This is a genomic window from Lachnoclostridium sp. An14 (genome assembly GCF_002160755.1).
Taxonomy (GTDB): Bacteria; Bacillota; Clostridia; order Lachnospirales; family Lachnospiraceae; genus Lachnoclostridium_A.
This window is the reverse complement of sequence record NZ_NFLE01000014.1, coordinates 1-24,840: the sequence shown is the minus strand read 5'-3', so window position 1 is coordinate 24,840 and position 24,840 is coordinate 1. Positions and strand designations below refer to the sequence as shown.

At 57.6% G+C, this 24,840-nt stretch carries 20 protein-coding genes and 1 riboswitch; of the genes, 3 read left to right on the top strand and 17 right to left on the bottom strand.

Annotated features, from left to right (window positions below; all coding sequences use genetic code 11):
* Positions 1–26: 26 nt before the first annotated feature.
* The 11 genes from hcp to B5E84_RS09640 all read right to left on the bottom strand — a co-directional run bounded on the left by hcp (position 27) and on the right by B5E84_RS09640 (position 13,786).
* On the bottom strand, positions 27–1,673 hold the full coding sequence (gene hcp / locus B5E84_RS09695; RefSeq protein ID WP_087222151.1) for a hydroxylamine reductase: 1,647 nt from the start codon (positions 1,671–1,673) through the stop codon (positions 27–29).
* Between the two features lie 130 nt (positions 1,674–1,803).
* The gene (locus B5E84_RS09690) at positions 1,804–2,736 is read right to left on the bottom strand and encodes a M14 family metallopeptidase (protein WP_087222149.1); all 933 of its coding nucleotides are present in this window, start codon (positions 2,734–2,736) and stop codon (positions 1,804–1,806) included.
* Positions 2,733–3,569: an ABC transporter ATP-binding protein gene (locus tag B5E84_RS09685; protein WP_087222147.1), complete on the bottom strand. Its 837-nt coding sequence runs from the start codon at positions 3,567–3,569 to the stop codon at positions 2,733–2,735. Before B5E84_RS09685 ends, B5E84_RS09690 begins: the two co-directional genes overlap by 4 nt.
* On the bottom strand, positions 3,562–4,392 hold the full coding sequence (locus B5E84_RS09680) for an ABC transporter ATP-binding protein (RefSeq protein ID WP_087222145.1): 831 nt from the start codon (positions 4,390–4,392) through the stop codon (positions 3,562–3,564). The genes B5E84_RS09685 and B5E84_RS09680 overlap by 8 nt, the downstream gene beginning before the upstream one ends.
* Positions 4,389–5,213 (bottom strand): nickel/cobalt ABC transporter permease, encoded by an 825-nt coding sequence (opp1C, locus tag B5E84_RS09675; protein WP_087222143.1) that lies wholly within the window; start codon positions 5,211–5,213, stop codon positions 4,389–4,391. Before opp1C ends, B5E84_RS09680 begins: the two co-directional genes overlap by 4 nt.
* A 3-nt stretch (positions 5,214–5,216) precedes the next feature.
* Positions 5,217–6,155, bottom strand: coding sequence for a nickel/cobalt ABC transporter permease (opp1B, locus tag B5E84_RS09670; RefSeq protein WP_087222141.1), 939 nt, complete (start codon positions 6,153–6,155; stop codon positions 5,217–5,219).
* A gap of 218 nt (positions 6,156–6,373) precedes the next feature.
* Complete coding sequence (nikA, locus tag B5E84_RS09660) at positions 6,374–8,005, bottom strand: nickel ABC transporter substrate-binding protein (RefSeq protein WP_087222137.1); 1,632 nt, start codon at positions 8,003–8,005, stop codon at positions 6,374–6,376.
* Positions 8,006–8,109: 104 nt separating this feature from the next.
* Positions 8,110–9,024 (bottom strand): LysR family transcriptional regulator, encoded by a 915-nt coding sequence (locus tag B5E84_RS09655; protein ID WP_087222135.1) that lies wholly within the window; start codon positions 9,022–9,024, stop codon positions 8,110–8,112.
* A 308-nt stretch (positions 9,025–9,332) separates the two neighbouring features.
* Positions 9,333–10,481, bottom strand: a complete 1,149-nt coding sequence (locus B5E84_RS09650; RefSeq protein WP_242963335.1) for a YibE/F family protein — start codon at positions 10,479–10,481, stop codon at positions 9,333–9,335.
* Complete coding sequence (locus B5E84_RS09645) at positions 10,482–12,041, bottom strand: purple acid phosphatase family protein (protein WP_087222133.1); 1,560 nt, start codon at positions 12,039–12,041, stop codon at positions 10,482–10,484.
* A gap of 191 nt (positions 12,042–12,232) precedes the next feature.
* Positions 12,233–13,786, bottom strand: coding sequence for an ABC-F family ATP-binding cassette domain-containing protein (locus B5E84_RS09640; protein ID WP_087222131.1), 1,554 nt, complete (start codon positions 13,784–13,786; stop codon positions 12,233–12,235).
* Positions 13,787–13,991: 205 nt separating this feature from the next.
* On the opposite strand from B5E84_RS09640, the gene B5E84_RS09635 reads away from it, so the two are divergent.
* Both B5E84_RS09635 and B5E84_RS09630 read left to right on the top strand, forming a co-directional pair.
* On the top strand, positions 13,992–16,682 hold the full coding sequence (locus B5E84_RS09635) for a transglycosylase domain-containing protein (RefSeq protein WP_087222129.1): 2,691 nt from the start codon (positions 13,992–13,994) through the stop codon (positions 16,680–16,682).
* Positions 16,683–16,738: 56 nt separating this feature from the next.
* Complete coding sequence (locus tag B5E84_RS09630) at positions 16,739–17,239, top strand: pyridoxamine 5'-phosphate oxidase family protein (RefSeq protein ID WP_087222127.1); 501 nt, start codon at positions 16,739–16,741, stop codon at positions 17,237–17,239.
* A gap of 236 nt (positions 17,240–17,475) precedes the next feature.
* On the opposite strand, the gene B5E84_RS09625 is transcribed toward B5E84_RS09630, so the two are convergent.
* The 3 genes from B5E84_RS09625 to B5E84_RS09615 are packed head-to-tail and all read right to left on the bottom strand — an operon-like array spanning position 17,476 to position 19,775.
* The gene (locus B5E84_RS09625) at positions 17,476–18,339 is read right to left on the bottom strand and encodes a transporter substrate-binding domain-containing protein (protein ID WP_087222125.1); all 864 of its coding nucleotides are present in this window, start codon (positions 18,337–18,339) and stop codon (positions 17,476–17,478) included.
* 1 nt (position 18,340) lies between these two features.
* Entirely contained in the window at positions 18,341–19,093 is a 753-nt protein-coding gene (locus B5E84_RS09620; RefSeq protein ID WP_087222123.1) for an amino acid ABC transporter ATP-binding protein, read from the bottom strand.
* 4 nt (positions 19,094–19,097) lie between these two features.
* Positions 19,098–19,775, bottom strand: coding sequence for an amino acid ABC transporter permease (locus tag B5E84_RS09615; RefSeq protein WP_087222121.1), 678 nt, complete (start codon positions 19,773–19,775; stop codon positions 19,098–19,100).
* Positions 19,776–20,063: 288 nt separating this feature from the next.
* Here B5E84_RS09615 and B5E84_RS09610 point away from each other — a divergent pair, with 288 nt between their 5' ends.
* The gene (locus B5E84_RS09610; RefSeq protein WP_087222119.1) at positions 20,064–20,510 is read left to right on the top strand and encodes a CYTH domain-containing protein; all 447 of its coding nucleotides are present in this window, start codon (positions 20,064–20,066) and stop codon (positions 20,508–20,510) included.
* Here B5E84_RS09610 and B5E84_RS09605 read toward each other — a convergent pair.
* From B5E84_RS09605 to cmk, 3 genes are all read right to left on the bottom strand, one after another.
* Positions 20,507–21,712, bottom strand: a complete 1,206-nt coding sequence (locus tag B5E84_RS09605) for a cation:proton antiporter domain-containing protein (RefSeq protein WP_087222117.1) — start codon at positions 21,710–21,712, stop codon at positions 20,507–20,509. The genes B5E84_RS09610 and B5E84_RS09605 overlap by 4 nt on opposite strands.
* Before the next feature lie 249 nt (positions 21,713–21,961).
* Positions 21,962–22,039: riboswitch (Fluoride riboswitch) on the bottom strand.
* Between the two features lie 4 nt (positions 22,040–22,043).
* On the bottom strand, positions 22,044–23,990 hold the full coding sequence (locus B5E84_RS09600; RefSeq protein ID WP_087222115.1) for a bifunctional 4-hydroxy-3-methylbut-2-enyl diphosphate reductase/30S ribosomal protein S1: 1,947 nt from the start codon (positions 23,988–23,990) through the stop codon (positions 22,044–22,046).
* A gap of 2 nt (positions 23,991–23,992) precedes the next feature.
* Positions 23,993–24,673, bottom strand: a complete 681-nt coding sequence (gene cmk / locus B5E84_RS09595) for a (d)CMP kinase (protein ID WP_087222113.1) — start codon at positions 24,671–24,673, stop codon at positions 23,993–23,995.
* Between the last annotated feature and the right edge of the window lie 167 nt (positions 24,674–24,840).

Below are 24,840 nucleotides of genomic sequence, written 5' to 3'. Positions count from 1 at the left end.
TTCCCGGTGGGAGCGGCGAAACACCGTCAGGCTAAAAACCGCTCCAGATCCTCCTCCACGGTGGAGATCCCTCCGATGCCGAACTGCTCCGCCAGAAGGCCGGCCACGCCGGGGGAGAGGAAGGCGGGCAGAGTGGGGCCCAGATGGATGTTTTTCACTCCCAGGTGAAGAAGGGCCAAAAGCACGATCACCGCCTTCTGCTCATACCAGGAAATGTTGTACACGATGGGCAGGCCGTTGATGTCCTCCAGGCCGAAGGCCTCCTTTAGTTTCAGGGCGATCACCGCCAGGGAGTAGGAATCGTTGCACTGGCCGGCGTCCAGGACTCTGGGAATGCCGCCGATGTCCCCCAGATCCAGCTTGTTGTAGCGGTATTTGGCGCAGCCGGCGGTGAGGATCACCGTGTCCTTGGGAAGGGCTTTCGCAAACTCCGTGTAATACTCCCTGGAGCGGCTCCTGCCGTCGCAGCCGGCCATCACCACGAATTTTCGGATGGCGCCGGATTTCACCGCCTCCACAATGGGGCCGGCCAGGGCCATCACCTGGCTGTGAGCAAAGCCGCCCACGATCTCCCCCGTCTCCAGCTCCTCCGGCGGGGCGCACCGTTTGGCATGGCGGATCAGAGGGGAGAAATCCTTTTCCTCCCCCGGCTCCCCCGGAATGTGGACGCAGCCGGGATACCCGGCGGCCCCGGTGGTGTACACCCGGTCTTTGTAGCTGTCCTTCGGGGGCACCAGGCAGTTGGTGGTGAGGAGCACCGGCCCGTGGAAAGCCTCAAACTCCTCCCGTTGTTTCCACCAGGCGTTTCCGTAATTTCCCGCGAAATGGCTGTACCGTTTAAAGGCCGGGTAATAGTGGGCTGGCAGCATTTCCGAGTGGGTGTAGACGTCCACGCCGGTGCCCTCCGTCTGCTTTAACACCATTTCCAGGTCCCGCAGGTCGTGGCCGGAGACCAGAATGGCCGGATTCTTTCTCACGCCGATGTTCACCTTCGTGATCTCCGGCTCCCCGTAGGCCGCCCGGTTGGCCTGGTCCAACAGGGCCATGGCGTCCACTCCGTATTTTCCAGCCTCCAGCACCAGGGCCGTCAGGGTTTCCGCCCCCGCGTCCCCGTCCAGGGTCGCCGCCAGGGCCCGCTGGAGGAAGGCGTCGATGTTTTCATCTCCCATCCCCAGGGCACCGGCGTGTTTCAGATAAGCGGCCATGCCCTTTAAGCCGTAGGTGAGAAGCTCCCGCAGGCTCCTCACGTCCTCGTCCTCCGCCGTCAGCACCCCCGCCGCCGGGTGAACGGTCTTCTCCTCCGTCCAGAGGGCCGCCTCTGAGAGGGTTCCCGCCGCCTTCGCCGCCTGAAGGGAGGGCCGGGTTTCCAAAAGCCCTGCTTTCTCCCGCTGGACCTTCCGGATGTCTTTTTCTATAGCCCGGTCGTCAAAGTTGGCATTTGTGATGGTGACAAAGAGGCCGTCCCGCACCAGACGGCTGTCCTCCTCCGGCACCGGCTCCCCTGCCTCCCTCATGCGGGTCAGCAGCTCCGCCAGGCCTTTGACGCTGTAAATCAAAACGTCCTGGAGCCTGGCTGTGGACGGTTTCTTTCCGCACACTCCCGCCCTGGTGCAGCCGCTGCACCCCGCCGTCTCCTGACACTGATAGCAAAACATTTCTCCGCTGTTCTTCATAATCTAGTCTCCTTTCCGCCTCTTGGGATAGGGATAGGATAACAGAACAGCGGGGAAGATTCTGTTGGAATTCCAACAGTTTTAGAAAATCTTTGAAATGGGGATGAAATCGCAGCCGCTCTGGCCTCCCTTACGGATGTCCATAGGCAACCAGCGGATCGCCCCTGCCCACCCCCAGGGCCGTGGTATAGTAGAGTACAATGCCGTCAAATTCCGCCCGCACCTCCTGAACCGTCTCCCCGTCCCCGTTCTCAATCCGCCCCAGCAGATGGCCGGAAAAGACCGGCATATTGGCCGAGACCTCCGGATACCAGAACCCTTGCGTTTCCGCCTCCACGTAAACCATTTCCACGATCTCCGTCTGCTCTCTCTCCCAGGTTTCTCCCGGGAGGATGCCAAGATGCCTTAAAAGCGCCTCCACATCCTGGACGCAGGCGTCCACCTCCTCCCTCGACCATCTCCCCTGCCCGCCCCGTTCCAAAAGCAAGGCCGGGATCCCTTTCTGGACTGCCCAGCTGTAAAGCCCGTTTTTCGCCGTGGAACGGACGCGGTAAGGGACGGACAGGGCCTTCGCCGCAGCCAGCGCCTCCCGGTTTCCCTTATCTTCTCCCGCCGTGGGGAAAAACACCAGCGGATGGAGGGCCTCATTGCAGTCCCCGCTGTGGAGGTCCGCCAGGAAGTCGGCGGCGGGATAGAGATACCGCTCCACCGCGTAAGCGATCCGGTAGGCCAGGCTCCCGTTTTCCTCTCCCGGAAAGGCCCGGTTCAGATTGACGCCGTCCTCCGGCACCACCTGCTTTGCCCCCTGGTAAAATCCGCTGGGATTGGCCACCGGCAGCAAAATCACGGCTCCGGAAAGCATTTCCGGGGACAGTTTCCTAAAAACGGTCCGCAGGGCCTCCACCCCCACATATTCACAGCCGTGAACGCCGGAGGTCAGCACCAGGGTCTTTCCCGGTTTCGCCCCGCAAACGAAAAAAGCCTCCAGAGGCTCCGCCCCCTTTACGGGAATCTCTATTTTCCTTTTCTCACCGTTCTCTATGGTTTCTCCGCAAATTATCATAGAATTCCCCCCTTTTCCAATAAATCGTTTTCTCCGCAATCTTCCCTGTCCTCTGTGTCAAACACCACGATGGACTCCAGCAGCTTTCTGGCGTACTCGTCCTTCGTCCCGCTGATCCGGCTGACCGGAAGGTGCTCCGATACCCGGCCCTGGTACAGAAACAGGACGTCGTCGCACAGATAGGTGATGGAGGTCAGGTCGTGGGTGATAAACACGTAGGTCAGCTTTAGTTTCTCCTTTAATTCCCGGAGCAGATCCATCACCTGCACCTGGGTATGGGCGTCCAGGGAGGAAATGGCCTCGTCAAATAAAATCACTTCCGGCCTGCAGGCCACCGCCCGGGCGATGCACACTCTCTGGAGCTGGCCGCCGGAGATCTCATGGGGGAATCTTCCCGCAAATTCCCAGGAAAGCCCCACAAGGTTTAGCAGCTCCCGGACCTCCTTTGGCCGGTCAAGGGCTCTCCCCTCCCGGCGTTCCCGCACCGCAAGGCCTTCTCCGATAATATCCTTCACCTGAAACCTGGGATTTGCCGAGGTAGTATAGTCCTGAAAGACCACGCTCAGCTTGTTTTGCAGATTTTTCCGACCGGCCCGGGAGGCGTAAACCGAAACGCCGTCCAGCAGGACTTCTCCCCGGTCCGGCTTTAACAGGCCGCAGAGCACCCGCCCCATGGTGGATTTCCCGCTCCCCGATTCTCCTAAAATCCCAAGGCATGACCCCTCCCTTACGGAGAAGGATACGTCAAACAGCACCTGCCGTCTGGTATGGCCGAACAGTTTGTCCTGCCGCTCCCTGCGAAAGCTCACGCAGATCCCTTTTAATTCAAGCATGGTCCGCCTCCTTTCCCTCCAGAACGCTTCGGTAGCGGCGCATTACCGCCGCCCGTTTTTCCACCAGCAGCCGGGTATAGGGATCCGCGGCGTGGTGGAGAATGTGGTGAAAATCCCCACGGTCCACCACCTGTCCCTGATTCAGCACCACAATCTCGTCAGCAATGCGGGAGACCGCATTCAGATCATGGGAAATGAAGACCATGGCCGTCTGGTTTTCCCGTTTGATCCGGATTAACTCGTCCAAAATCTCTGCCTGGGTGATGGCGTCGATGGCGGTGGTCGGTTCGTCCGCGATCAGCAGGGCCGGTTCCATGGCGGCGGCGATTCCGATCATAATCCGCTGGAGCATCCCGCCGGAGAGCTGGTGGGGATATTTTTCCAGAACCTCCTCCCGGTGGCGGATCCTCATGGTCTTTAACATTTCCATGGAACGCTGGCGGATCTGGGCCGCGTTCAGGCTGGTGTGGGCTGCAAAGGTCTCAGAAATCTGGGCTCCCACACGGTATAAGGGGTCAAAACAGGTCATGGGGTTCTGGAGGATCATCCCCACCTTTCCCCCTCTCAGCCGGCGCAGCTCCTCCGCGCTTTTTCCTAACAGCTCCTCCCCCTGGAATCTGGCGCTGCCGGAGACAAAGAACCCTTTATCAAGCAGACCCATGGCCGCTTTTATGGACATGGATTTCCCGCTCCCCGACTCCCCTAAAATCCCCAGGCACTGACCGGGGCTGACGGAAAAGGATACCCCCTTTACCAGCTCCGTCTGCCGGTGCCGCTGACAGAGGGACACCCTCAGGCCCTCCAGTTCAAACACGGGCGTCATCGCTCCACCTCCTTCGGATCCAGCACATCCCTTAACGCATCCCCCATCAGGTTAAAGCAGCATACCAGCACCACAATGGCGACGCCGGGAGCGACCATCTGCACCGGATTGCTGGTAAGCACCTTTTTGGCCTCATTTAACATGGCCCCCCACTCCGGGACAGGCGCCTGGACGCCAAGCCCTAAAAATGAGAGGGTGGAAATATTGATAATGGCCCAGCCCACATCCAGGGAGGCCAAAACCGCCAGGTCAGAGGTGATGGAGGGCAGCAGATGGCGAAAGAGGATGAACCGCTCCGGCATCCCCACGCAGCGGGAAAACTGCACGAAGTTGCGGTCCCGGTACTGCATCACTCCCGTGCGGATCATGCGGGCGTACCACGCCCATTTGATAAACACGTTGGCGATAATGACATTCTGGACATTGATCCCCAGAAGTCCCACCACGGCAAATACCATGATCTGGCTGGGAAAAGACAGCATCACGTCCACCACCCGCATAATGACCTCCTCCACCGCGCCGCGGAAATACCCCGCAAGCACCCCCATCACCGCCCCAAGGGCAATGGTCCCCAGCATGGTGAGCAGCGCCAGGCCCAGGGTCGGGCGGATGCCGTAAATGAGCCGGGACAGCACACAGCGTCCCAGATGGTCCGTCCCCAGGGGATACTCCGCGCTGTACCGCGCAAACTTGTTCAGAATGTCGGTTTCATAAGGGTCGTGGGGAGAAACCACCGGGGCGAACACCCCAACCAGCCCGATCAAAAGGACAAAGGCCACTGTGGCCACCGCCGTGCGGTTATGAAAAAATCGGCGTTTCACGCTTTAATCCTCCTTTCGCAGTCTCGGATCGGACACCGTCTGAAGAATGTCAAACACGAGGTTAAACACCACAAACAGCACGCCGATCAGCAGCACATAGGCCTGAATAATGGGAAGATCCCGGTTAAAAATGGAGCTGATGCAGAGCGTTCCCAGCCCCGGCCAGGAGAACACGTTTTCCACCACGATGGTGCCCGCGATCAGCTGGGGGATGCTCATTCCCATGGCCACGATGCAGGTGTGCATGGAATTTTTTAAAATATGCTTTACCAGAATGGACCTTTGGGGAAGGCCGCGGACATTGGCATAGAGCACGTAGTCCTGTTTCATATTTTCCAGCATATTGTTCCGGATCAGGCGGATATAGGTGGAAATGTAGCTGAGGGCTACGGTAAACGACGGGAGGATCATATGTTTCCAGGTCCCGTTTCCATTGGTGGGAAGAAGGCCTAATTTGACGCTGATTCCCCACATCAGCAAAAGTCCGGCCCAGTAGGCGGGCATGGCGGTGGTAATAAAAATAATGCCCCGCATCAGTTTATCAAACCAGCCGTCCTTATACACCGCGCAGAGAAAGCCGATGGGGATGCTGAGCACGGTCACGATGACAAAGGACGCGGCCGCCAGCTGCAGGGTGGCCGGCAGGCTGCGGGCCAGTTCTCCCGCCACTGTACGGGCGGGATTTACATAGCTGATGCCAAAATCCCCCTTCAGGCAGCCCAGCACCCAGTGAAAATACCGGACGAGAAACGGCTTGTTGAGCCCTAACATTTCCTCCATCTCCGCCACCGTTTCCTCCGTAATAATCGGGGTCTGCTGCACCCGGAGAGCCACCTCCGCCGGATTGGAGGGGATCATATTGATAAAAACAAAACAGACAAAGGAGATTGCCATCAGCAGCGGGACTGCCATCAGCAGCCGCTGTATCACATAGCGTTTCACACGCACCTCTCTTTCTAATGCTGCCGGTTCCCTGGAAAGGCGTGCATGGCAGCGCGCGTCTCACACCGGAGCGCGGCTGCGCCAGCGGCCAGGTTCCTTTGCGCGGAGCGCGCCTTTGCCGGAGGCTTTTCTGTCACAGGAAACGCCATTTCCTGCGACACAAAGAGAAGACCGCTTCGCCTGGAAACGATCTTCTGGAAAGCAGCATATTCGAACATTTATTCAAAATACATACTTGCAAAATCTACGTCATACTGATCCGTTCCAAAATGAACCCCATGCAGGCCGGACGTATAAAGGGCCTTGTTGGTTTCATATGTAAGGGGAAGATAGACGGCGTCCTCATGGAGGCGGGTCAGCACAAACTCATACAGCTCCTGCCTCTCGGCTTCGTCGGTGGATGTGAGGATCCTGGTTATGGCCTCGTCGATTTCCGCCTTGTCCTCCAGGCCCTGCTGGGCCGCATAGTCCCCGTACACCGGCGCTCTCATGGCCGCCAGGGAGGACTGGGGATCGTAGGGCATTCCCCAGCAGATGTTAAACACCATGTCGAAGTTTCCGGCCTTCATGTTATCCCGGTAGGACTGTTCCTCCTCGCCGTGGATATTCAGGCTGATCCCCAGCTTCAGGTATTCGCTCTGGAGGTACTCGGAAATGGTCTTCTCCGTCACGCTGTCGCTGTTATAGAGAAGGTCCAGCTCCAGCCTGCGGCCGTCTTTCTCGCGGATATTTCCCCGGCCCATCACCCAGCCCGCTTCGTCCAGCAAACGCCCCGCTTCCTCTGCGCTGTACGCGTAGGGCTCCAGCTTTACGTCACAATACGGCACGGTGGGGGCGTAAAGCGTCTCCGCCGCCGGCTCCAGGCCGTAGAAAATGCCTTCGGAAATCACCTGGCGGTTGGTAGCGTGCTGCAGCGCCTTTCTCACATCGGCGTCCTTTAAGATCTCGTGGGTTGTGTTCAGCACAATGTGCCTGGTGGAGGTGGGAGCCGAGATGCCTACCGTAAATTCCTCTCTGTCCGTGTACTGGCTTATGGCGTCCGCGTCCAGCATATTTTTGCCGAAAATCAGGTCGATCTCCCCCTTTTCCAGGGCCAGGATCCTGGTCTGGTTGTCGGGAATGACCTTGACGGTGATCTTCTGGATGGCAGGCGCCTCGCCCCAGTAGTTCTCGTTCCGCTCAAAAACGGCGTACTCGTCGGTCACGAAATCCGTGAGCACATAGGGGCCGGTTCCAATATAGCCGTTTACCCCGTTTTTGGTGCTGCCGTCAATCATGCACTCCGGAGAGATCATGGCAAAGGGGCGGATGCAGGCCAGCTCCGTCAACATGGGATAGTACGGCTCGCTCATCTCGATCACAAAGGTATTGGGATCCGGCGCGGATACGCCAACCAGCAGGTTCATCATCTCCAGCCAGGTATGGCGCTCCCTGTTTTCTAAAATAGCGTTGAAATTGGCCAGGATGGCATTGGCGTCACAGGGCGTCCCGTCGGAAAACTGCACCCCTTCCCGGATATGGAAGGTGTAAACCCTTCCGTCCTCGCTGATGGTCCAGTCCTTCGCCAGACAGCCCACGTATCCGTCCTCGGTGTTGCTTACTAAGGTATCGTAAAGAATGCTCTGGGCATACATTTCTCCCGCGTACAGATGGGGATTTAGGTCTCTGATGTCCCGGTAATTCACAAACACCAGCTCGTCCCTTACGGCCTCCTCCTCTTTTGCCGCCCCGGCCGCCGCGGACACGCTTTCCTGCTGTCCCTTTCCGCCGGTGGACGAGGTGCCGCAGGCGGCAAGGGCAGCTATGGCAAACGCGCCGCAGAGAGCCGCGGTGATTCTTCTTCTTTTCATCTTATTCCTCCTTGTGTATCGGTCAAATACTACAGGAGATAGCATAGCATAGGTTAGTCAATCCTAACAGATGGCAAAATGTTATGAATTCCCATAACATTTTGTTATAGCTCGTTTTTCAGCATCTCACGAAAACGGTCGATCACCCACAGCGCCTGAGGGCTTAGGAGGCGGTCCGGCGCCTTTACGTATCCCACCTGCAAAAACGGCTCGCACCCATTGATTTCCAGGGCTTTAATGTCATACTGCTGATAGGGGCCATACATAAATTTCAGCCCCAGATTGCAAATATCCGTATGAAGCAGCAGATTGATGTTGAAATGGTCGCTGTTCGTATAAATGATATAATCCAGCAGATTCGTGTCCACTGCCCCCATACTCGCCTTTTCCAGATGGTGCTCCATGGAAAAAAAGTCCCGGATCCCCCGGATAAATTTCAGCCTTGGAAGTTCCTCAAAATCAATGCTGTCACTCTGGTACAGAGGATGGTTCGGCCCCACATAGACGCAGAGCTTTTTCACGTCCTGGGGAACAAACTCCAGGTTTTTGTGGGCCAGAATATGCTGAAACGACGCCACCTGGTTCTGCGCCACGTATACGATGGCAAGTTCCGAAATCCCCTGGTGGACGTGATCCGTGATTTCCTCCACCGCGCCCTCGTGGTACTCGATGGGAAACCGGCTGCCCCACTCTTTGTAGAAATCCACCAGAAGGCGGGAAATCATGTTGCTGGGATAGGCGGAAATGCGAAGTCCTTCCCTCTCATCCGGCAGGGCCAGGGCCCCAATGGCGGCGGAAAGCTTTAGCATAAGCCTGGCGTGTTCCAGCACCGATTTTCCGAAGGCCGTGGGCCGCACCCCTTTTCCGTGGCGGTTTAAAAGGGGCCTTCCCAGCTCGTGCTCCAGCGCCCGGATCACCTTGCTGACGTTGGGCTGAGAGGTGTACATACAGGCCGCCGCCTTGGAAAAGCTACCGCATTCACAGGTGACAGTAAAATATTCCAGCTGTTTCAAATCCATCGTTTTTCTCCTTAGTTCGTTATAACTAACTAAAAGATACCTTATTTTTGTGGCGCTGTAAAGGATTTCATGAAAAAGTGTGCGCCTCCCGCAGGAGGCTTTTGTGCCGTAGGGAACGCGGTTTCTCATGACACAAAAAACCGGCTGACTGTTTTTCTCACAGCCAGCCGGTCGCAGCCTTTTTTATTTCCGAAATGTTATACGCGAATTTTGTATGCGCCCGCGCCAGGGCCCGCTCCTGCCGGAGCGCCGCCCTGCGAACAGGTATGTTTCTCCCCGCGAAGTCCCCATGAGCCAGGACATTTCTGTCACAGGGAGCGCGGTTTCTTATAGCACAAAATGTAAGCCGCCATCACCACCGTAGCCGGTACGCTCAGTACGATGCCGAAACTGCCGGAAAGGCCCTGCATCACGGCGATGCCGATGTTGTTGGAGTTGATGATCTGCAGGAACGGCAGGTCGTAGGCGTAATTCATCACCAGCATGGAAAGGCTGGTGCCGGCGAAGGCCAGGATCAGGGTGTTGGAATCTGTGCCCATCATGTCCCGGCCCACCCGCATTCCCGCCCGCATCAGCTCCATCCTGGTGATGGAGGGATTCTGGTCGCACAGCTCCTGCATGGAGCTGGAAATGGACATGGCCACGTCCATCACCGCTCCCAGGGCGCTGATTAAAAGGCCGGAAAACAGCAGGCCGCCCACCTGGATCCCATTTACCTGCTGCAAAGTCATCAGGCTCTCAATGTCCGACACATTCCAGCCAGTGATGCCCGCCATATGGGAAAAGGCCGTAGCCGCCGCCCCGGCGATCACCACCCCCGCCATGGTCCCCAGGGTGGCGCAGGCCGTTTTCCTGGTAAACCCGCCGATGAGCGCCATGGTAACCAGGGTGGTGATCACGCAGATAAATACGGACACCCAGAAGGGGGAATGGCCCAGGTACACCAGGGGCAGATAAATATAGAGGATAGCCGCGAAGGTAAAAATCAGCCCCAGGGCGCCGCGGACGCCCTGCCAGCCGCCCACCAGGCAGAGGGCCAGGATGTACAGCAGGGCGAAACCGATGATGACCTCCTTGCGGTCCATGGAATAGACGCTGGTAATCACCGTCTCTCCCGCCACGCTCTGCAGGATCACCACCCGCATCCCCACCTCACAGGGAGCGCCAAACAGATAGCCGGAGTTGCTGGTAGTCACCAGGTCCTCCCCCTGTTTCGCTCCGCTGGTCATGTGCACCACCACCGTCTGCTGGCCCACCCGGGTGCCGTCCTCCTGGAGGTTGTCCTGCAAAATTTCCGTCACCACACCGGTCTCAAAGGTCTGGCCGGTGCGGTTTACCAGCTCCGTCCTGACAACGCCGTGAAGGCGGACGATCAGTCCGCCCACGGCCGCCAGAACGAGAACCGCAAGGATGATGGTTCTGGAATGTCTGCGAATTCGTTCTGTCAGTGATTTCATTTATCTGCCCGCCGTCTTCTGAATGGTAAAGGTGCTGTCGATGGTCTCCACCGCGCCGCTGTCCGTGATCTGGTAGGTGGCGATGCTGAAATGATTCTGATCCATGTTGATCACAGAGTAGCTGGGCAGCCAGTTCTGGCTCCGGTTGGCGATGTAGTCCTGCTGTGCGTTGGTCAGCTCGTAATATTTGGAACCGGAGGCGGAGTTTGCCGTCATGTACAGAGTTCCCTTGGGATCGGTAACCGTCATCTCGCCGGCGGTTTCGATGGTGTAGCAGCGGTTGTCGGCGGTGAAACGGTCCTTTGCCTCCGCGGCTGCCGCGTCGCCCTCTGCCGGGTAGAGGCTGATCTTCTCGCCGGTCTCCTTATTGTAGGCGTTGTCCCAGTCGTAGTCGTCCCCGGCCTCGTTTAAGCGGAACTCGTAGCTGTTATGCTCCTTCTGGTCGCCGTAGAGCAGCTTGGAGCGGCTGTAGGTGTGGTCGTGTCCCTGGAGCACCACGTCGATGTCAAACTCGTCGAAAATGGGAGTGAGCTGGGTGCGCAGGATCATGCCGTCCGTGTCAGAGTGATCCAGGCCGGAGCCGTAGATGTCCTGATGGATGGTCACCACCCGCCACTGAGCGTCCGGATAGGCCTCCACAGCCTGGCGGATGGCCTCCTTGTGCTCCGCCGCGTTGTAGTTATTGGTGTTTAACATAATGAACAGGCCGGGGCCGTAGCTGTAGTAGTAGTCTCCCCCCGCCTGGGTCATTCCCAGACCGGTGGGGTTGGGGTTATTAAAATGGTAGGAATAATCCGGGTTTAAGGAGTCGTGGTTTCCAATGGTGGTGGCTGCCGGCAGGCTCTTTAACGCGCTGGCGGACAGGTAGGCCGCATACTCCTCCTCCTTGGCGTTTCCCGTATTGTTCACCTGGTCGCCGGCGGAGATCATGAAGTTTAAGTCCGGGTTCTGCTCCAGAGCGATGTCCAAGGTGCGGTCCCAGGCAAAGCCGTCATTTCTGGCCGCCGTGTTGGCCGCGCCGGTGCCCTGAACCAGCTTTCCCTCTCCCTGAGGCTGTCCCTTGGAGGCGCCCACCTGGGGATCTCCCACGTAAAGGATGTTTACGCTGTCAAAGTCTCCGGTACGGTACACCTCCGTGGCGGAAACCGTATCCCCCTTCGCCACCGCGTAGTAGTAAGTGGTGTTCTCCGCAAGGCCGGTGACGGTCACATAGTTGTAGCAGTACGATTTCCCGCCGGTGAGGCTTGGGTCCACGCTGTTTGACGTGCCGTGATAGGCCTTCAGATTCTGGGGATCCGTGCCGAAATATACGATAGGGCTGCCTTCCGTCCCCTGGTTGTACCAGGCAAAGTTTATCTCTGTGGCCGCGCAGCCGGGCGTTAAGGAAACCTGGGTGTAGTCGTTTGCCAGGTTTTCCCAGCCGGCCACGTAGGCGTTCCACTCCTCCGGGTCGCCCGTAAGGCTGGAGTCGTTATAGTGGACGGTGGCTGCCCATGCCTGCTGAGCTCCCACCAGCATGGCGCCAATTAAAAAAGCCGAGATGATCTGTTTTCTTCTCATATTCTTCCTCCTGAACCGTTGTCGTTGTGGTTTTGTCTTACGGTTTCCAATTATAGAAAGAAAATGTAAAATCTATCATCTCGGTTTTGTATGAAATTTGTAAAATAACACGGAGGCCCTATGGCCCGCGCCAGAGGGCGGCTGCGCCACAAAAAACGCCGGTTCCCGTGATGCAGCCCGGCGAAATCCGCCTACACCCGCAGCGCCCACTCTGAGCAGTCCATCACCTTGGTGGCCAGGCCCTCGTAAAACTCCGGCTCATGGCAGATGAGGAGAATGGTGCCCTTATATTCCTTTAAAGCCCGTTTCAGCTCCTCCTTGGCGTCCACGTCCAGGTGGTTGGTGGGCTCGTCCAAGAGCAGCACGTTGGTCTCCCGGTTCATCAGCTTGCACAGCCGCACCTTGGCCTGCTCGCCGCCGGAGAGCACCCGCACCTGGCTCTCGATGTTTTTCGTGGTCAGCCCGCACTTTGCCAGGGCAGAGCGGACCTGGTACTGGGTGAAGGAGGGAAATTCCTTCCAGATCTCCTCGATGCAGCTGGTGGTGTTCCCAGGATCCGCCTCCTGCTCAAAATAGCCGATGGAGAGGTAATCCCCCTGCTCCACCTCCCCGGACAGGGACGGGATCAGGCCCAGCAGGCTCTTTAAGAGGGTGGTTTTTCCGATGCCGTTTGCCCCCACTAAGACTACCCGCTCCCCTCTCTCCATGGAAAAGTTTAAGGGCCTGGAAAGAGGCTCGTCGTACCCGATCACCAGCTCCTTCGTCTCAAATATCAGCTTTCCGGAGGTTCTGGCCTCCAGGAAGTGAAACTCCGGCTTCGGTTTCTCCTTCGCCAGCTCAATGACCTCCATTTTGTCCAGCTTTTTCTGCCGGGACATGGCCATATTCCTGGTGGCCACCCGGGCCTTGTTGCGGGCCACGAAGTCCTGGAGATCGGCGATCTCCTGCTGCTGCCGCTTGTAAGCCGCCTCCAGCTGAGCCCGTTTCATGGCGTAGACCTCCTGGAACTTGTCGTAGTCCCCTACGTAGCGGTCCAGCCGCTGGTTTTCCATGTGGTAGATCAGGTTGATGACGCTGTTTAAAAACGGGATGTCGTGGGAGATGAGGATAAACGCGTTCTCATACTCCTGGAGATACCGTTTCAGCCACTCGATGTGCTGTACGTCCAGGTAGTTGGTCGGCTCGTCGAGAAGCAGGATGTCCGGCTTTTCCAGGAGCAGCTTTGCCAAAAGCACCTTCGTCCTCTGGCCGCCGGAAAGCTCCGTCACATCCTTGTCCAGCCCCAGCTCGTCTAAGCCGAAGGCCCGGCCCACCTCCTCCACTTTGGAGTCGATCACGTAAAAATCATGGGCCATGAGCAGGTCCTGAATGGTCCCCAGCTCCTCCATCATGGCGGCCATCTCCTCCTCCGACGCCTCTCCCATGGAATCGCAGATGGCGTTCATCCGCTCCTCCATCTCAAATAGGAAGGAAAACGCGCTCTTTAGCACGTCCCGGATGGTCATTCCCTTCTCCAGGACCGTGTGCTGGTCCAGGTAGCCCACGCGGACGTTTTTCGCCCATTCCACCTTTCCCTCGTCCGGCTGCATGGCCCCGGTGATAATATTCATAAAAGTAGACTTTCCCTCGCCGTTGGCCCCGATGAGGCCGATGTGCTCCCCCTTTAACAGGCGGAAGGACACATCGTGGAAAATGGCCCGGTCGCCGAACCCGTGGCTCAAATGCTCTACATTTAAAATACTCATACTGACACTCCTTTTGTGTGAATCCAGACGGCCCCATAGCCGCCAGCGTCCATTCTACCTGACAGCGGCCGTTCTGGCAAGAGGAAACCGTCTATTTTCCCGGGAAATGCGCCATTTTCCCGGGAAAACGCCAGACGTTGAATTTCAGGACGATATTTGGTATACTATGGGAATACTGACCGGGGAATCCCGGAAAGGAGGTTATATGAACTACGGAAAACGCGGAACGGAACAAAAGCTGAAAACGCTCCAGTCCAGGAGGAAAAAATACTTCTCCAAGATGAGCTTTTCCCTTGTCAAGCTGCTGTTCGTGCTGTTTTTGTTTCTCGGCGTCACCGGAGCGGGCATGGGCCTTGGCATCATCAACGGCATCATTGAGAAGGCCCCGGAGTTAAATCTGGAAAGCATCGTCCCCGCTGGCTACGCTACCACGGTCTATGACAGCGCCGGAAACCTGACCGACACCCTGGTCAAAACCGGCTCCAACCGGGAGGAGGCAGAGTACGAGGAGATCCCCAAGGATCTGATCAACGCCTTCGTGGCCATCGAGGACGCCCGGTTCTGGAAACACAACGGCATTGACCTGCGCTCCATCGCCAGGGCCGCCTGGGGTGTCCTCACCCACGACTACAGCGGCGGCGCCAGCACCATCACCCAGCAGCTTATCAAGAACAACGTGCTGGGAGGCGGCGGCGAGGACAACTGGGGTGACCGCATCGAGCGGAAAATCCAGGAACAGTACCTGGCCCTGCAGCTGGACAAAAGCATGAGCAAGGAGCTCATTATCACCAACTATTTAAACACCATCAACCTGGGAAACAACACCCTGGGGGTAAAGGTGGCAGCCAAACGGTACTTTAATAAGAACCTCTCCGATTTGACCCTGTCGGAGTGCACCGTGCTGGCGGGCATCACCCAGAACCCCACAAAGTACAACCCCATCTCCGGCCGGGAGGCCAACGAGGAGAAACGGCGCATCATCCTGCAAAACATGGTGGACCAGGGCTACATTTCCCAGAAGGACCAGGAGGAGGCCCTGGCGGACAACGTCTATGACCGCATCCAGGACGTGGATCTCCTCACCAAGGAAAGCATCACCCCTTACAGCTATTTTACGGACGAGCTCATCGACCAGGTGATGGATGCCCTGATGAACCAGTTAGGCTACACAGAGAGCCAGGCCTCCAACCTGATCTACAGCGGCGGCCTGCAGATCTACACCACCCAGGATCCGGCCCTCCAGGCCATCGTGGACGAGGAGGTCAATAACCCGGACAACTACACGGCAGCCAAATACTCCGTAGAGTACCGCCTCTCCGTCACCCATGCCGACGGCACCACGGAGCATTTCTCCGAGCACGACCTGGACAAGTGGCACGCCGAGGTGTTAGGCGACTCCCACGACGGCCTCTACGGCAGCCAGGAGGCGGCTCAGAACGACGTGGAACAGTACCGCTCCTGGCAGTTAAAGGAGGACGACGAGGTCATCGGCGAATCCCTGACCATGATCCTCCAGCCCCAGGTATCCTTCGTGCTGATGGATCAGTACACCGGGGAGGTGAAGGCCATCAGCGGCGGCCGCGGGGAAAAGACCGCCAGCCGCACCTTAAACCGCGCCAGCGACGTGGTGCGTCAGCCCGGCTCTGTATTTAAGGTGCTGACCTGTTTCGCCCCGGCTCTGGACACCTGCGGCTCCACCCTGGGAACGGTCTACTACGACGCCCCCTACACCGTGGGGACCAAGACCTTCCGCAACTGGTACTCCTCCGGATTCCTGGGCTACTCCAACATCCGGGAGGGCATCATCTACTCCATGAACATCGTGGCAGTGCGCTGCCTGATGGAGACGGTGACACCCCAGCTGGGCATTGAGTACGCGAAAAACCTGGGGATCACCTCCCTGGTGGACACCGACGTGACCGCGGCGGCGGCCCTAGGCGGCCTGACCAAGGGCGTCTCCAACCTGGAGCTGACGGGAGCGTTTTCCGCCATCGCCAACGGAGGCGTGTACACGAAACCCATTTTCTTCACGAAGATTTTAGACCACAACGGCCGGGTGCTCATCGACAACCAGCCGGAGACCAAGCGGGTGCTCAAGGATTCCACCGCCTTCCTGCTCACGGACGCCATGTCCGAGTCCCTGGAGGCCAACCGCCATTTTTCCAGCTCGGGAATGAGTGTAAATTCCACCAGCACCAGGGCGGCCCTCTCCGGGATGTCCGCCGCCGGAAAGAGCGGCACCACCACAGCCAACAATGACATCTGGTTCGTAGGGTTCACCCCCTACTACACCGCAGGCGTCTGGGGCGGCTGTGACAACAACCAGAAACTCACCGCCAGCAACGGCGGCACCAGTTTCCACAAGGACATCTGGAGAAAGATCATGACCAGGGTCCACGAGGGCTTATCTGACCCCGGCTTTACGGTGCCGGACAGCATCGAGACCGCGGAAATCTGCCGGAAATCCGGCAAGCTGGCCGTGCCCGGCGTCTGCTCCGCCGATCCCAGAGGAAACGCGGTGTACACGGAATATTTCGCCAAGGGCACCGTCCCCACAGAGGTCTGCAACAACCATGTGCGGGCTACGGTCTGTTCCGAGTCGGGAATGCTGGCCACGGAATACTGCCCCACCAAGACCACCGGCGTATTTATGAATATTCCGTCGGGGGAGACGGCCGTCACCGACGACTCCCAGTTCGCCCTGCCGGACTACTGTACCATCCACTCCGGCTCCAGCGTGATCATCAACCCCAACACCACCATCACGCCTCCCGTGAGCCCCGGCTCCACCCCACAGGCGCCTCAGGCCACCTTCCAGCCCCCCTCCTTCTCCGGAGGAGCGGTGATCAATGAGTTTGAGGACGACGTAATGAACGTAGAGCCGCCGCCAGGCTGACCTGGTATTTTATAAATGCTCCATCAAATGAGAAAAATAGGAAAGGATGTGTTTTTATGTTTCGGGAAATGAGAAGAAACCGGCAGGCACTCTCCCATGAGGAGTGCGAAACTATTTTAAACCGGGCTACCTCCGGAGTTCTGGCCGTGAGCGGGGATGATGGCTACCCCTATGCCGTGCCCCTAAGCTTTGTATACGCGGATTCCAAAATCTACTTTCACTGCGCCCTCACCGGCCACAAGCTGGACGCCATCGCCGGAAATGACAAGGTTTCCTTCTGCGTCATCGACCAGGATCAGGTGGTCCCGGAGAAATACACCACCTTCTTCCGCAGCGTGATCGCCTTCGGCCGGGCCAAAGTCCTCACCGACGCTCAGGAAAAGCGGGCCGCCCTGGAACTCCTCGCCGCCCGCTATTCCCCCGATCAGCCGGAGGGACGGCAGCAGGAAATGGATGCCCTGTTTAAGAACGTCTGCATGGTGGAAATCTCCATCGAGCATATGACCGGAAAAGAGGCCATTGAGCTGGTGCGGGAAAAAGCGAATCAGAACGGCTGATCAGCCGCGGAAACGCCTACGGGGCTGCGCATTCCCACCAGAGCATGGCTACGCCGGCAGCCAGTTTCCTATGGGCGGAACGCCCATCCTAGGGGACACTTTCATGACATCTTTTATGGTATGGGGAACGCCGTTTCCTATGTCATGAAAAAACAGAGAGCAGGATTCCTTTTCGGATCTGCTCTCTGTTTTTTATTTATGAAAATCTCAAATCTGGAAACCGAATCTTAAAAACCTCAGTTTCCGGAATTTGCTCCGTCCGCCTCCTGGGCGCTCTCCCTGGAAATGTCGATTCCAAAATACGTTTCCGACAGGGCGGACAGCTCTCCCGCCTCCTCCAGCTCCGCCAACGCCTGGTTGACGGCCTCCCGCAGGCTGGCGGTCTCCTCCCCTTTCCTCATGGGGATGGCCACCTGGGTGGCGTTCTCGTCCAGAACGGCGATCTTTACGTCCGCCTCCGGATGGGCCTTCACATAGTCGTAAAAGGACACCTCCGCGTTCAGGGTGGCGTCAATCCTGCCGCTGAGCAGCAGCTCAAAGGTCTGGTTTAAGTCGTCCACACCCGTCACCTGGGCCCCGTAGCGCTCCGCCAGCTCCGCGTAAGTGCTGGAGATGGTGTTGGCGGTGTGTTTCCCTTCCAGATCCTCCATGGACTGGATTTCGTCGTAGTCTCCCCGCACGATCACCGCTGTGCGGTTGTAGGCGTATGGGGTGGAAAAATCGTATTTTTCCTCCCGCTCCGGGGTGATGTCCACGCCGTTGATCATCAGGTCATAGCGGCCGGCATCCAGACCCGCCAGCAGTCCGTCCCATTCTCCCTCGACAAATTCCGGCTCCACTCCCAGCTTTTCCGCCAGTTTCCTGCCCACTTCCACGTCGTAGCCCACCAGCGTCCCGCTCTCCTCGTGGTAAGTCCAGGGCGCCCAGGTGCCTTCCATGGCAATGGTGATTTTCCCCCTTTCCTGAATCCTGGCAAGAAGGTCGCTTTCCCCGCCTGCCTGGCCTGTCTGCGTTCCCGTTCCATTTCCGCCGCAGCCAGCCAGTACCGTCACCGCAAAGGCTGCCGCCGCTGCTGTAATCCAAAAATTTTTCCGTCTCATATCATTCTCCTCCTTCCCATCCGCGGCGGTTCAGCTGAAGGAATTCCTTCGTCCGCTCCTCCTTCGGATGTTCAAAAAATGTCTCGGAGTCTGCCTGCTCCACAATCTTTCCGTGTTCCATAAAAATCACCTGGCTGGACACATTCCTGGCAAAGCCCATCTCGTGGGTGACCACCACCATGGTCATCCCCTCCGACGCCAGGCGGCGCATCACCGCCAGCACTTCCCCCGTCAGCTCCGGGTCCAGGGCGGAGGTGGGCTCGTCAAACAGAATGATCTCCGGGTTTGCCGCCACCGCTCTGGCGATGGCCACCCGCTGTTTCTGTCCCCCGGAAAGCTGGCTGGGATAATAGCCGCAGCGGTCGGAAAGCCCCACCTTCTCCAGGGCCTGGCGGCCGATGTCCTCCGCCTTTGCCCGGGGCATTTTCCGGCCGATGATCAGCCCCTCCGTCACGTTTTCCAGGGCGGTTTTGTTGAGAAACAGGTTGTAATCCTGAAATACAAAGCCGGTGTGACGGCGAAATTCCATAGCCTCCCGCCTGGAGACATGGCCCAGGTTCCAGACCCGGCCGTCTAACTCCATGGTTCCCCCGTCCGCCTGTTCCAAAAAGTTAATGCAGCGCAGCAGGGTGGTCTTTCCGGAGCCGCTGGGCCCTAAAATGGCGGTCACGTCCCCCTTTTTTACGGAGAGGTCCACCCCGTCGAGCACCACCTGATTTCCAAAGGATTTCCTGAGTCCGCGTATCTCTAACATTCTGTCACCTTCCCTTCTCCACTACGGTATTCATCCGTGTCTCCACCATATGCTGCACCTTGGTAAGCACAGTGCAGAACAGGAGATAAACGGCTCCCACCTCCAGATACAGCAGCAGCGGCTCATAGGTTCTGGCCACAATCCGCTGGGTCACCATAAACATCTCCGTCACCGTAATATTGGCCGCCAGGGAGGTGTCCTTCACCATGGCGATCAGGGAGTTGGACAGGGGCGGAAAGGCGATGCGCATCGCCTGAGGCAGCACGATCCGCCGCATGATCTGCAAATAGCTCATGCCCACGCACTGCCCCGCCTCCATCTGACCCGCCGGCACCGCCTCCAGGGCCGCCCGGATGGTCTCGGCGCAGTACGCCCCCTCATTCACGGAAAAAACCAGCACCGCCGCCGGAAATGCCTCTATCAGGATCCCCACCCTGGGGAGCCCGTAGAACACCACAAACAGCTGCACCAGCAGCGGCGTCCCGCGGACCACCCAGATGTAGAACCGGGCCACCGTCCTCCAGACAGGCACCTTCGCGAACTGCACCAGAGCCGCTGCCACCGCGATCACCAGGGCCAGGGCGAAGGAAATCACCGTCAGGGGGATGGTCACCGTCAGTCCCGGCAAAAGAATATCCCAAAAGGAATCCACCAAAAGCGTTAAGATTCTGCTCTCTGTCATCGTTCTCCTCTCATCCTTCCGATTTTCATACCAGCTCATCATACAACTTAAAGTGAACTTTAAGTCAAGTGTTTTTTCTCATTTTCTCCGCCCCGTTGCCACCACCCTTTCGTCATGGTAAAATGATTACACAGGAGACGGCGCAAAACGGCGCGCATTCCAGGAGACAGTCCGACAGCATTCAGGCGGGCCGCGAAAGATTCCGCCGCCCGCCCGCAAAGAGCCATTCTGGCCATCCGTTTCCCATTTTATCCTCTGAATTCATGAAATCAAAAAGGAGACTAAACCATGGAAATTGAACGAAAATATGTGATTGACCGCCTGCCGGAGGGCTACGCCTCCCACCCATCCCGTCTCATCGAACAGGGCTATCTTTCCACCGACCCGGTAGTACGGGTCCGGCGGGACGGCTCCTCCTTCTATCTCACCTATAAATCCAAGGGCCTCATGGCCAGGGAGGAATACAACCTTCCCCTTACGGAGGAGTCCTACCTTCACCTTCTGGCAAAGGCCGACGGAAACATTCTCACCAAGCGCCGCTATCTCATTCCCATAGAAGGGACGGCGCTCACTGTGGAGCTGGACGTCTTTTCTGGGAAGTTTGAGGGGCTGGTACTGGCGGAGGTGGAGTTTCCCGACGAGGAAACCGCCAACGCCTTCACACCCCCGGCATGGTTTGGACGGGAAGTCACCTTCACGGGAGAGTATCAGAACAGCCGGTTAAGCCAGCTCTAAGACCGGTTTTCTACCTCCGGTCCCGCCGCCCGTCTCAGCAGGCGGCGGTAGCTCACTTCCATCCCGATGGCCCCCAAAGGCGCTGTGATCAAAATGGCCAGCACCGCCACCGTGAGCACAATCTGGCCGCAGCCCAGCCCCATGGCCAGGGGAACGCCGCCGATGGCCGCCTGGACTGTGGCCTTCGGCAGATAGGCGATCATGCAGAACAGCCGCTCCCGTCCGTTTAAAGCCGTGCCCAGCACGCAGAGGAATACCCCGGCCACACGAAACAGCAGCACTCCAAAAATCAGGATTACCGCCGCTCCTCCCGCCTGCAGGGCGTAGGATGGATCCACCATAGCTCCCACCAGCACAAAGAGGAGTACCTCCGAGGCCACCCACAGCTTGGAATACTTCCCGGAAAGCCGAACCGCCAGCTCCCGGTTCCGTCTCTGCAGCCCCAGCCCCAGGCTCATCACCGCCAGCAGGCCGGAAAAGGGCAGCCAGCCCTTCAGTCCGTCCTCCGCGGACACCAGGAGAAAGGAAAGGCTCAGCAGCACCACCACCTTCGCCGAATCCCTCATGTGAACCCGTTTCACAAAAGCCGCCAGAACCGCTCCCACAGCGGCTCCCGCCGCCGCCCCGGTGAGAATGGACACCGGCACCTGAAACAGGCTCACAGGCGAAAAGCCCTCTCCCTGGGCCAGCCCGGTGAAGGCGGAAAACATCACGATCACAAACACGTCGTCCACAGAAACTCCCGCCAGAATCATCTGAGGGATCCCCTGTTTCACCCCGTATCCCTCCTCCATGAGGGACAGCATCTTCGGCACAATCACCGCCGGGGACACAGCCCCCACCACAGCTCCCATAATCGCCGCGTCCAGCAGGGACACCCCCAAAAGCCGCGGCGCCAAAAGCGCCATCCCCGCCATCTCAAAGCAGGCCGGCACAAAGCACAGAAGCACCGCCGGACGTCCCACCTTTTTTAGGTCCTCCAGCTCCAGGGACAGACCGGCTCTGGTGAGGATGATCACCAGGGCAATCTCCCGCAGATCCGCGGAAATCCCCAAAATAGACGGATCCAGCAAATCCAGGACAAAGGGCCCCAGCACCATTCCCGTAAACAGCATCCCCAAAAGCCCCGGCAGTCTCAGCCGTTTCAGCAGCCCTCCCAGGCACATTCCTGTTAAAAAAATCAGTGCAAGACTTATCAGCATTTTTCTCTCTCCTATTCATCTCTATGTTTTTGCGGTTTTACATCTCTGGAAAATGTGTCCGCGCTGCGTGCCCTTTCGTCGCCATCCGGGGCTTTCACAGGAAAAAGTGTGCGCCTGGCGCACACTCGCGCCGGAGTGCGGCTGCGTAAACAGCCATATTCCTCCCCGCGGAGTGCGCCTCCCGCCGGAGGCTTTTGCGTCATAGGGAACGCCGTTTCCTATGACACAAAAAAAGAGCCAACAACCCCTGTATTCACAGAAGTCATCAGCTCTCTCAAGCGGTTTTACCAATTACGGTTACGGGAGCACTTCATTCCCGAATGTGTGATTTTTATTCCTGCTCAGCGGCAACTGCGTCTACGTCCACATCAGCCACTTCTGGCTCGCGGGCGCTGTTCTCCAGGGCCTTCATGCTGAGACTGATCTTCTTGTCTGCCTCGTTGAAGTCCACTACCTGGGCCTCGATCTCCTGGCCGATGCTTAACACGTCAGACGGTTTGTCAACGTGATTTCTGGAAATCTGGGAAACGTGCAGCAGCGCGTCTACGCCCGGCTCCAGCTCTACGAATGCGCCGAAATCGGTCATGCGGGCTACCCGTCCGCTTACCACATTGCCGGCTGCGTACTTCTCAGCAGCGTTTACCCACGGATTGGTCTCCGGGAACTTTAAGCTTAAAGCGATCTTGTCGCCGTTGATGTCCTTGATCAGAACTTTTACTTTCTCGCCGGTCTTGAAGGCCTTCTTCGGGCTCTCCACTCTGCCCCAGCTCATCTCAGAGATGTGCAGCAAGCCGTCAGCTCCGCCTAAGTCGATGAAAGCGCCGAAATCGGTCACATTCTTCACAACGCCCTCTACGGTATCGCCAACATGGATACGCTCAAACAGCTCTTTCTGCATCTCAGCCTTCTTCGCAGCCAGCAGCTGTCTGCGATCACCGATGATGCGTCTTCTTCTAGGATTGAACTCGGTGATTACAAACTCAATCTCCTGATCCTTGTACTTGCTTAAATCTCTCTCATATACGTCAGATACGAGGCTGGCCGGGATAAATACTCTGGTCTCCTCTACATTTACGCTTAAGCCGCCGTCTAATACCTGGGAAACCTTCGCCGTCAGAACCTCGTGGTTCTCGAATGCCTCCTCCAGTCTGCGGTTGCCCTTCTCGGCCTGCAGTCTGCGGTAGGAAAGGGCTACCTGGCCCTCGCCGTCATTTACCTTCACAACCTTGGCCTCCATCTCCTCGCCAACCTGAACAACGGTTCTTAAATCCAGATTGGAATCGGTGGTGTACTCGTTGCGGGAGATGATGCCGTCGGATTTATAACCAATGTTTAAAACGATCTCGTCCTCTTTTACATCAATGACTTTACCGGTAACGACCTCTCCTGAACGTATTGTCTTTAAAGACTCCTCCAACATTTGTTCAAAACTCATTTCTGCCATAACAGTATGAACCTCCTCGATAATATAATTTGGGGTTGATGCCCCCGCTGTTATACCTACGCTGCTCACAGAACTTACACATTCAGGATTAAAATCGCCCAGTGTCTGAATATAGTGTGTGTTTTCACACTCCCTTTTGCAAATTTCGTAAAGCTTCTGGGTATTGGAGCTGTTCTTCCCGCCAATCACAATCATGGCATCTACCTTAGAAGCAACTTCCTTCGCCTCCACCTGTCTTTCCTGTGTTGCATTGCAAATCGTATTTAAAACAAGTATATCATAACGCTTTTCGGAAAATTTTTCAACTAATTCTTTAAATTTATTGTAATTAAATGTCGTCTGGGAAACGATACACACCGAATCTCCCTCCTGAAAGGGGAGTTTTTCCACCTGATCCGGGGAATCTACAACAAAAGTATCGGCATTTCCCCAGCCTTTAATACCTTCCACCTCCGGGTGGCTGGCATTTCCAATGATAACCACCTTTCTGCCGGCGGCCGCCTGCTTTTCCACAATCCGGTGGATTTTGCGGACGAAGGGGCAGGTGGCGTCCACCACCCGGACGTTTTTGCCTGCCAGGAGGTCGTAGACGCGCCGGCTCACCCCGTGGGACCGGATCACCACCACGCCGCTCTCGAGAGCCTCCAGCTCCTCCTCCGTGGACAGGACGCGGACGCCACGTTCCTCCAGATCCCGCACCACCTCCTCGTTATGGATGATGGGGCCGTAGGTGTAAATGGGGCCGTCTCCCGCCTCCGTCTGCTCGTAAACCTTTTCCACTGCCCGTTTCACGCCGAAACAGAAACCGGCGGTCTTTGCCACAATCACCTCCATGACTACGCCTCCAGCCCTCTCTCCCGGGCCAGCTCCTTGATGCGCTCCACCACCTGGTCGATGGTCATGGCGGAGGCATCCAGGTAGACGGCGTCCTCCGCCTGGATGAGAGGAGCCGTTTCCCTGGTCATGTCCCGGTTGTCCCGGTCGATGATTTTCTGTTCCACTTCCTCCAGGCTGACGGCCTCGCCCTTGGCCTCCAGCTCCTTGTAGCGACGGACGGCCCGCACCCTGGTGCTGGCGGTTAAGTAGATCTTGCAGTCGGCCTTCGGAAGAACCAGGCTGCCGATGTCCCGGCCGTCCATGATCACATTATAGGAGGCTGCCAGTCCCCGCTGCAGGTCCATGAGGGCCGCCCGGACTGCCGGGTAGGCGGAAACCTTAGAGGCGGTATTTCCCACAGCCTCCTCCCGCAGGAGAGCGGTGACGTTCTCCCCGTTTAACAGCACCTGCTGGACGCCGTTTTCGTAGGCGATGTCCACGGAAATTTCTCCGCAGGACGCGGACACCGCTCCCTCGTCCTCCAGGGGAATGCCCTTGCGCAGAAAATACAGGCCCATGGCGCGGTACATGGCTCCTGTGTCCACATACACAAAGCCCAGCTCCTCGGCCACCCGCTTGGCGATGGTGCTCTTTCCGGCTCCCGCGGGACCGTCGATTGCAATATTATATGTTTTCTTCATGTGATTTACTCCTTGAATTTGTTGCGGGCGCGGACGTTTTTTCGTTTTGACGCCGGAGCCTGCACCTGGGTATTATATCACAAAATCGGGGGGGACTGCAATATGGGATGGTGCATTTGAGGGAGGCGGCGGTGGTGGTTGGATGGGGGTTGGCGGCTTTCTGGGGG

Bases quoted from the DNA above. Each gene is read 5' to 3' on its own strand.
- B5E84_RS09645 (WP_087222133.1), bottom strand. From the start codon at position 12,041: ATGAGAAGAAAACAGATCATCTCGGCTTTTTTAATTGGCGCCATGCTG.
- B5E84_RS09620 (WP_087222123.1), bottom strand. From the start codon at position 19,093: ATGTTAGAGATACGCGGACTCAGGAAATCCTTTGGAAATCAGGTGGTG.
- B5E84_RS09655 (WP_087222135.1), bottom strand. From the start codon at position 9,024: ATGGATTTGAAACAGCTGGAATATTTTACTGTCACCTGTGAATGCGGT.
- B5E84_RS09630 (WP_087222127.1), top strand. From the start codon at position 16,739: ATGTTTCGGGAAATGAGAAGAAACCGGCAGGCACTCTCCCATGAGGAG.
- B5E84_RS09625 (WP_087222125.1), bottom strand. From the start codon at position 18,339: ATGAGACGGAAAAATTTTTGGATTACAGCAGCGGCGGCAGCCTTTGCG.
- hcp (WP_087222151.1), bottom strand. From the start codon at position 1,673: ATGAAGAACAGCGGAGAAATGTTTTGCTATCAGTGTCAGGAGACGGCG.
- B5E84_RS09650 (WP_242963335.1), bottom strand. From the start codon at position 10,481: ATGAAATCACTGACAGAACGAATTCGCAGACATTCCAGAACCATCATC.
- B5E84_RS09690 (WP_087222149.1), bottom strand. From the start codon at position 2,736: ATGATAATTTGCGGAGAAACCATAGAGAACGGTGAGAAAAGGAAAATA.
- B5E84_RS09685 (WP_087222147.1), bottom strand. From the start codon at position 3,569: ATGCTTGAATTAAAAGGGATCTGCGTGAGCTTTCGCAGGGAGCGGCAG.
- B5E84_RS09600 (WP_087222115.1), bottom strand. From the start codon at position 23,990: ATGGAGGTGATTGTGGCAAAGACCGCCGGTTTCTGTTTCGGCGTGAAA.
- B5E84_RS09615 (WP_087222121.1), bottom strand. From the start codon at position 19,775: ATGACAGAGAGCAGAATCTTAACGCTTTTGGTGGATTCCTTTTGGGAT.
- B5E84_RS09640 (WP_087222131.1), bottom strand. From the start codon at position 13,786: ATGAGTATTTTAAATGTAGAGCATTTGAGCCACGGGTTCGGCGACCGG.
- nikA (WP_087222137.1), bottom strand. From the start codon at position 8,005: ATGAAAAGAAGAAGAATCACCGCGGCTCTCTGCGGCGCGTTTGCCATA.
- B5E84_RS09605 (WP_087222117.1), bottom strand. From the start codon at position 21,712: ATGCTGATAAGTCTTGCACTGATTTTTTTAACAGGAATGTGCCTGGGA.
- cmk (WP_087222113.1), bottom strand. From the start codon at position 24,673: ATGAAGAAAACATATAATATTGCAATCGACGGTCCCGCGGGAGCCGGA.
- B5E84_RS09680 (WP_087222145.1), bottom strand. From the start codon at position 4,392: ATGACGCCCGTGTTTGAACTGGAGGGCCTGAGGGTGTCCCTCTGTCAG.
- B5E84_RS09610 (WP_087222119.1), top strand. From the start codon at position 20,064: ATGGAAATTGAACGAAAATATGTGATTGACCGCCTGCCGGAGGGCTAC.
- B5E84_RS09635 (WP_087222129.1), top strand. From the start codon at position 13,992: ATGAACTACGGAAAACGCGGAACGGAACAAAAGCTGAAAACGCTCCAG.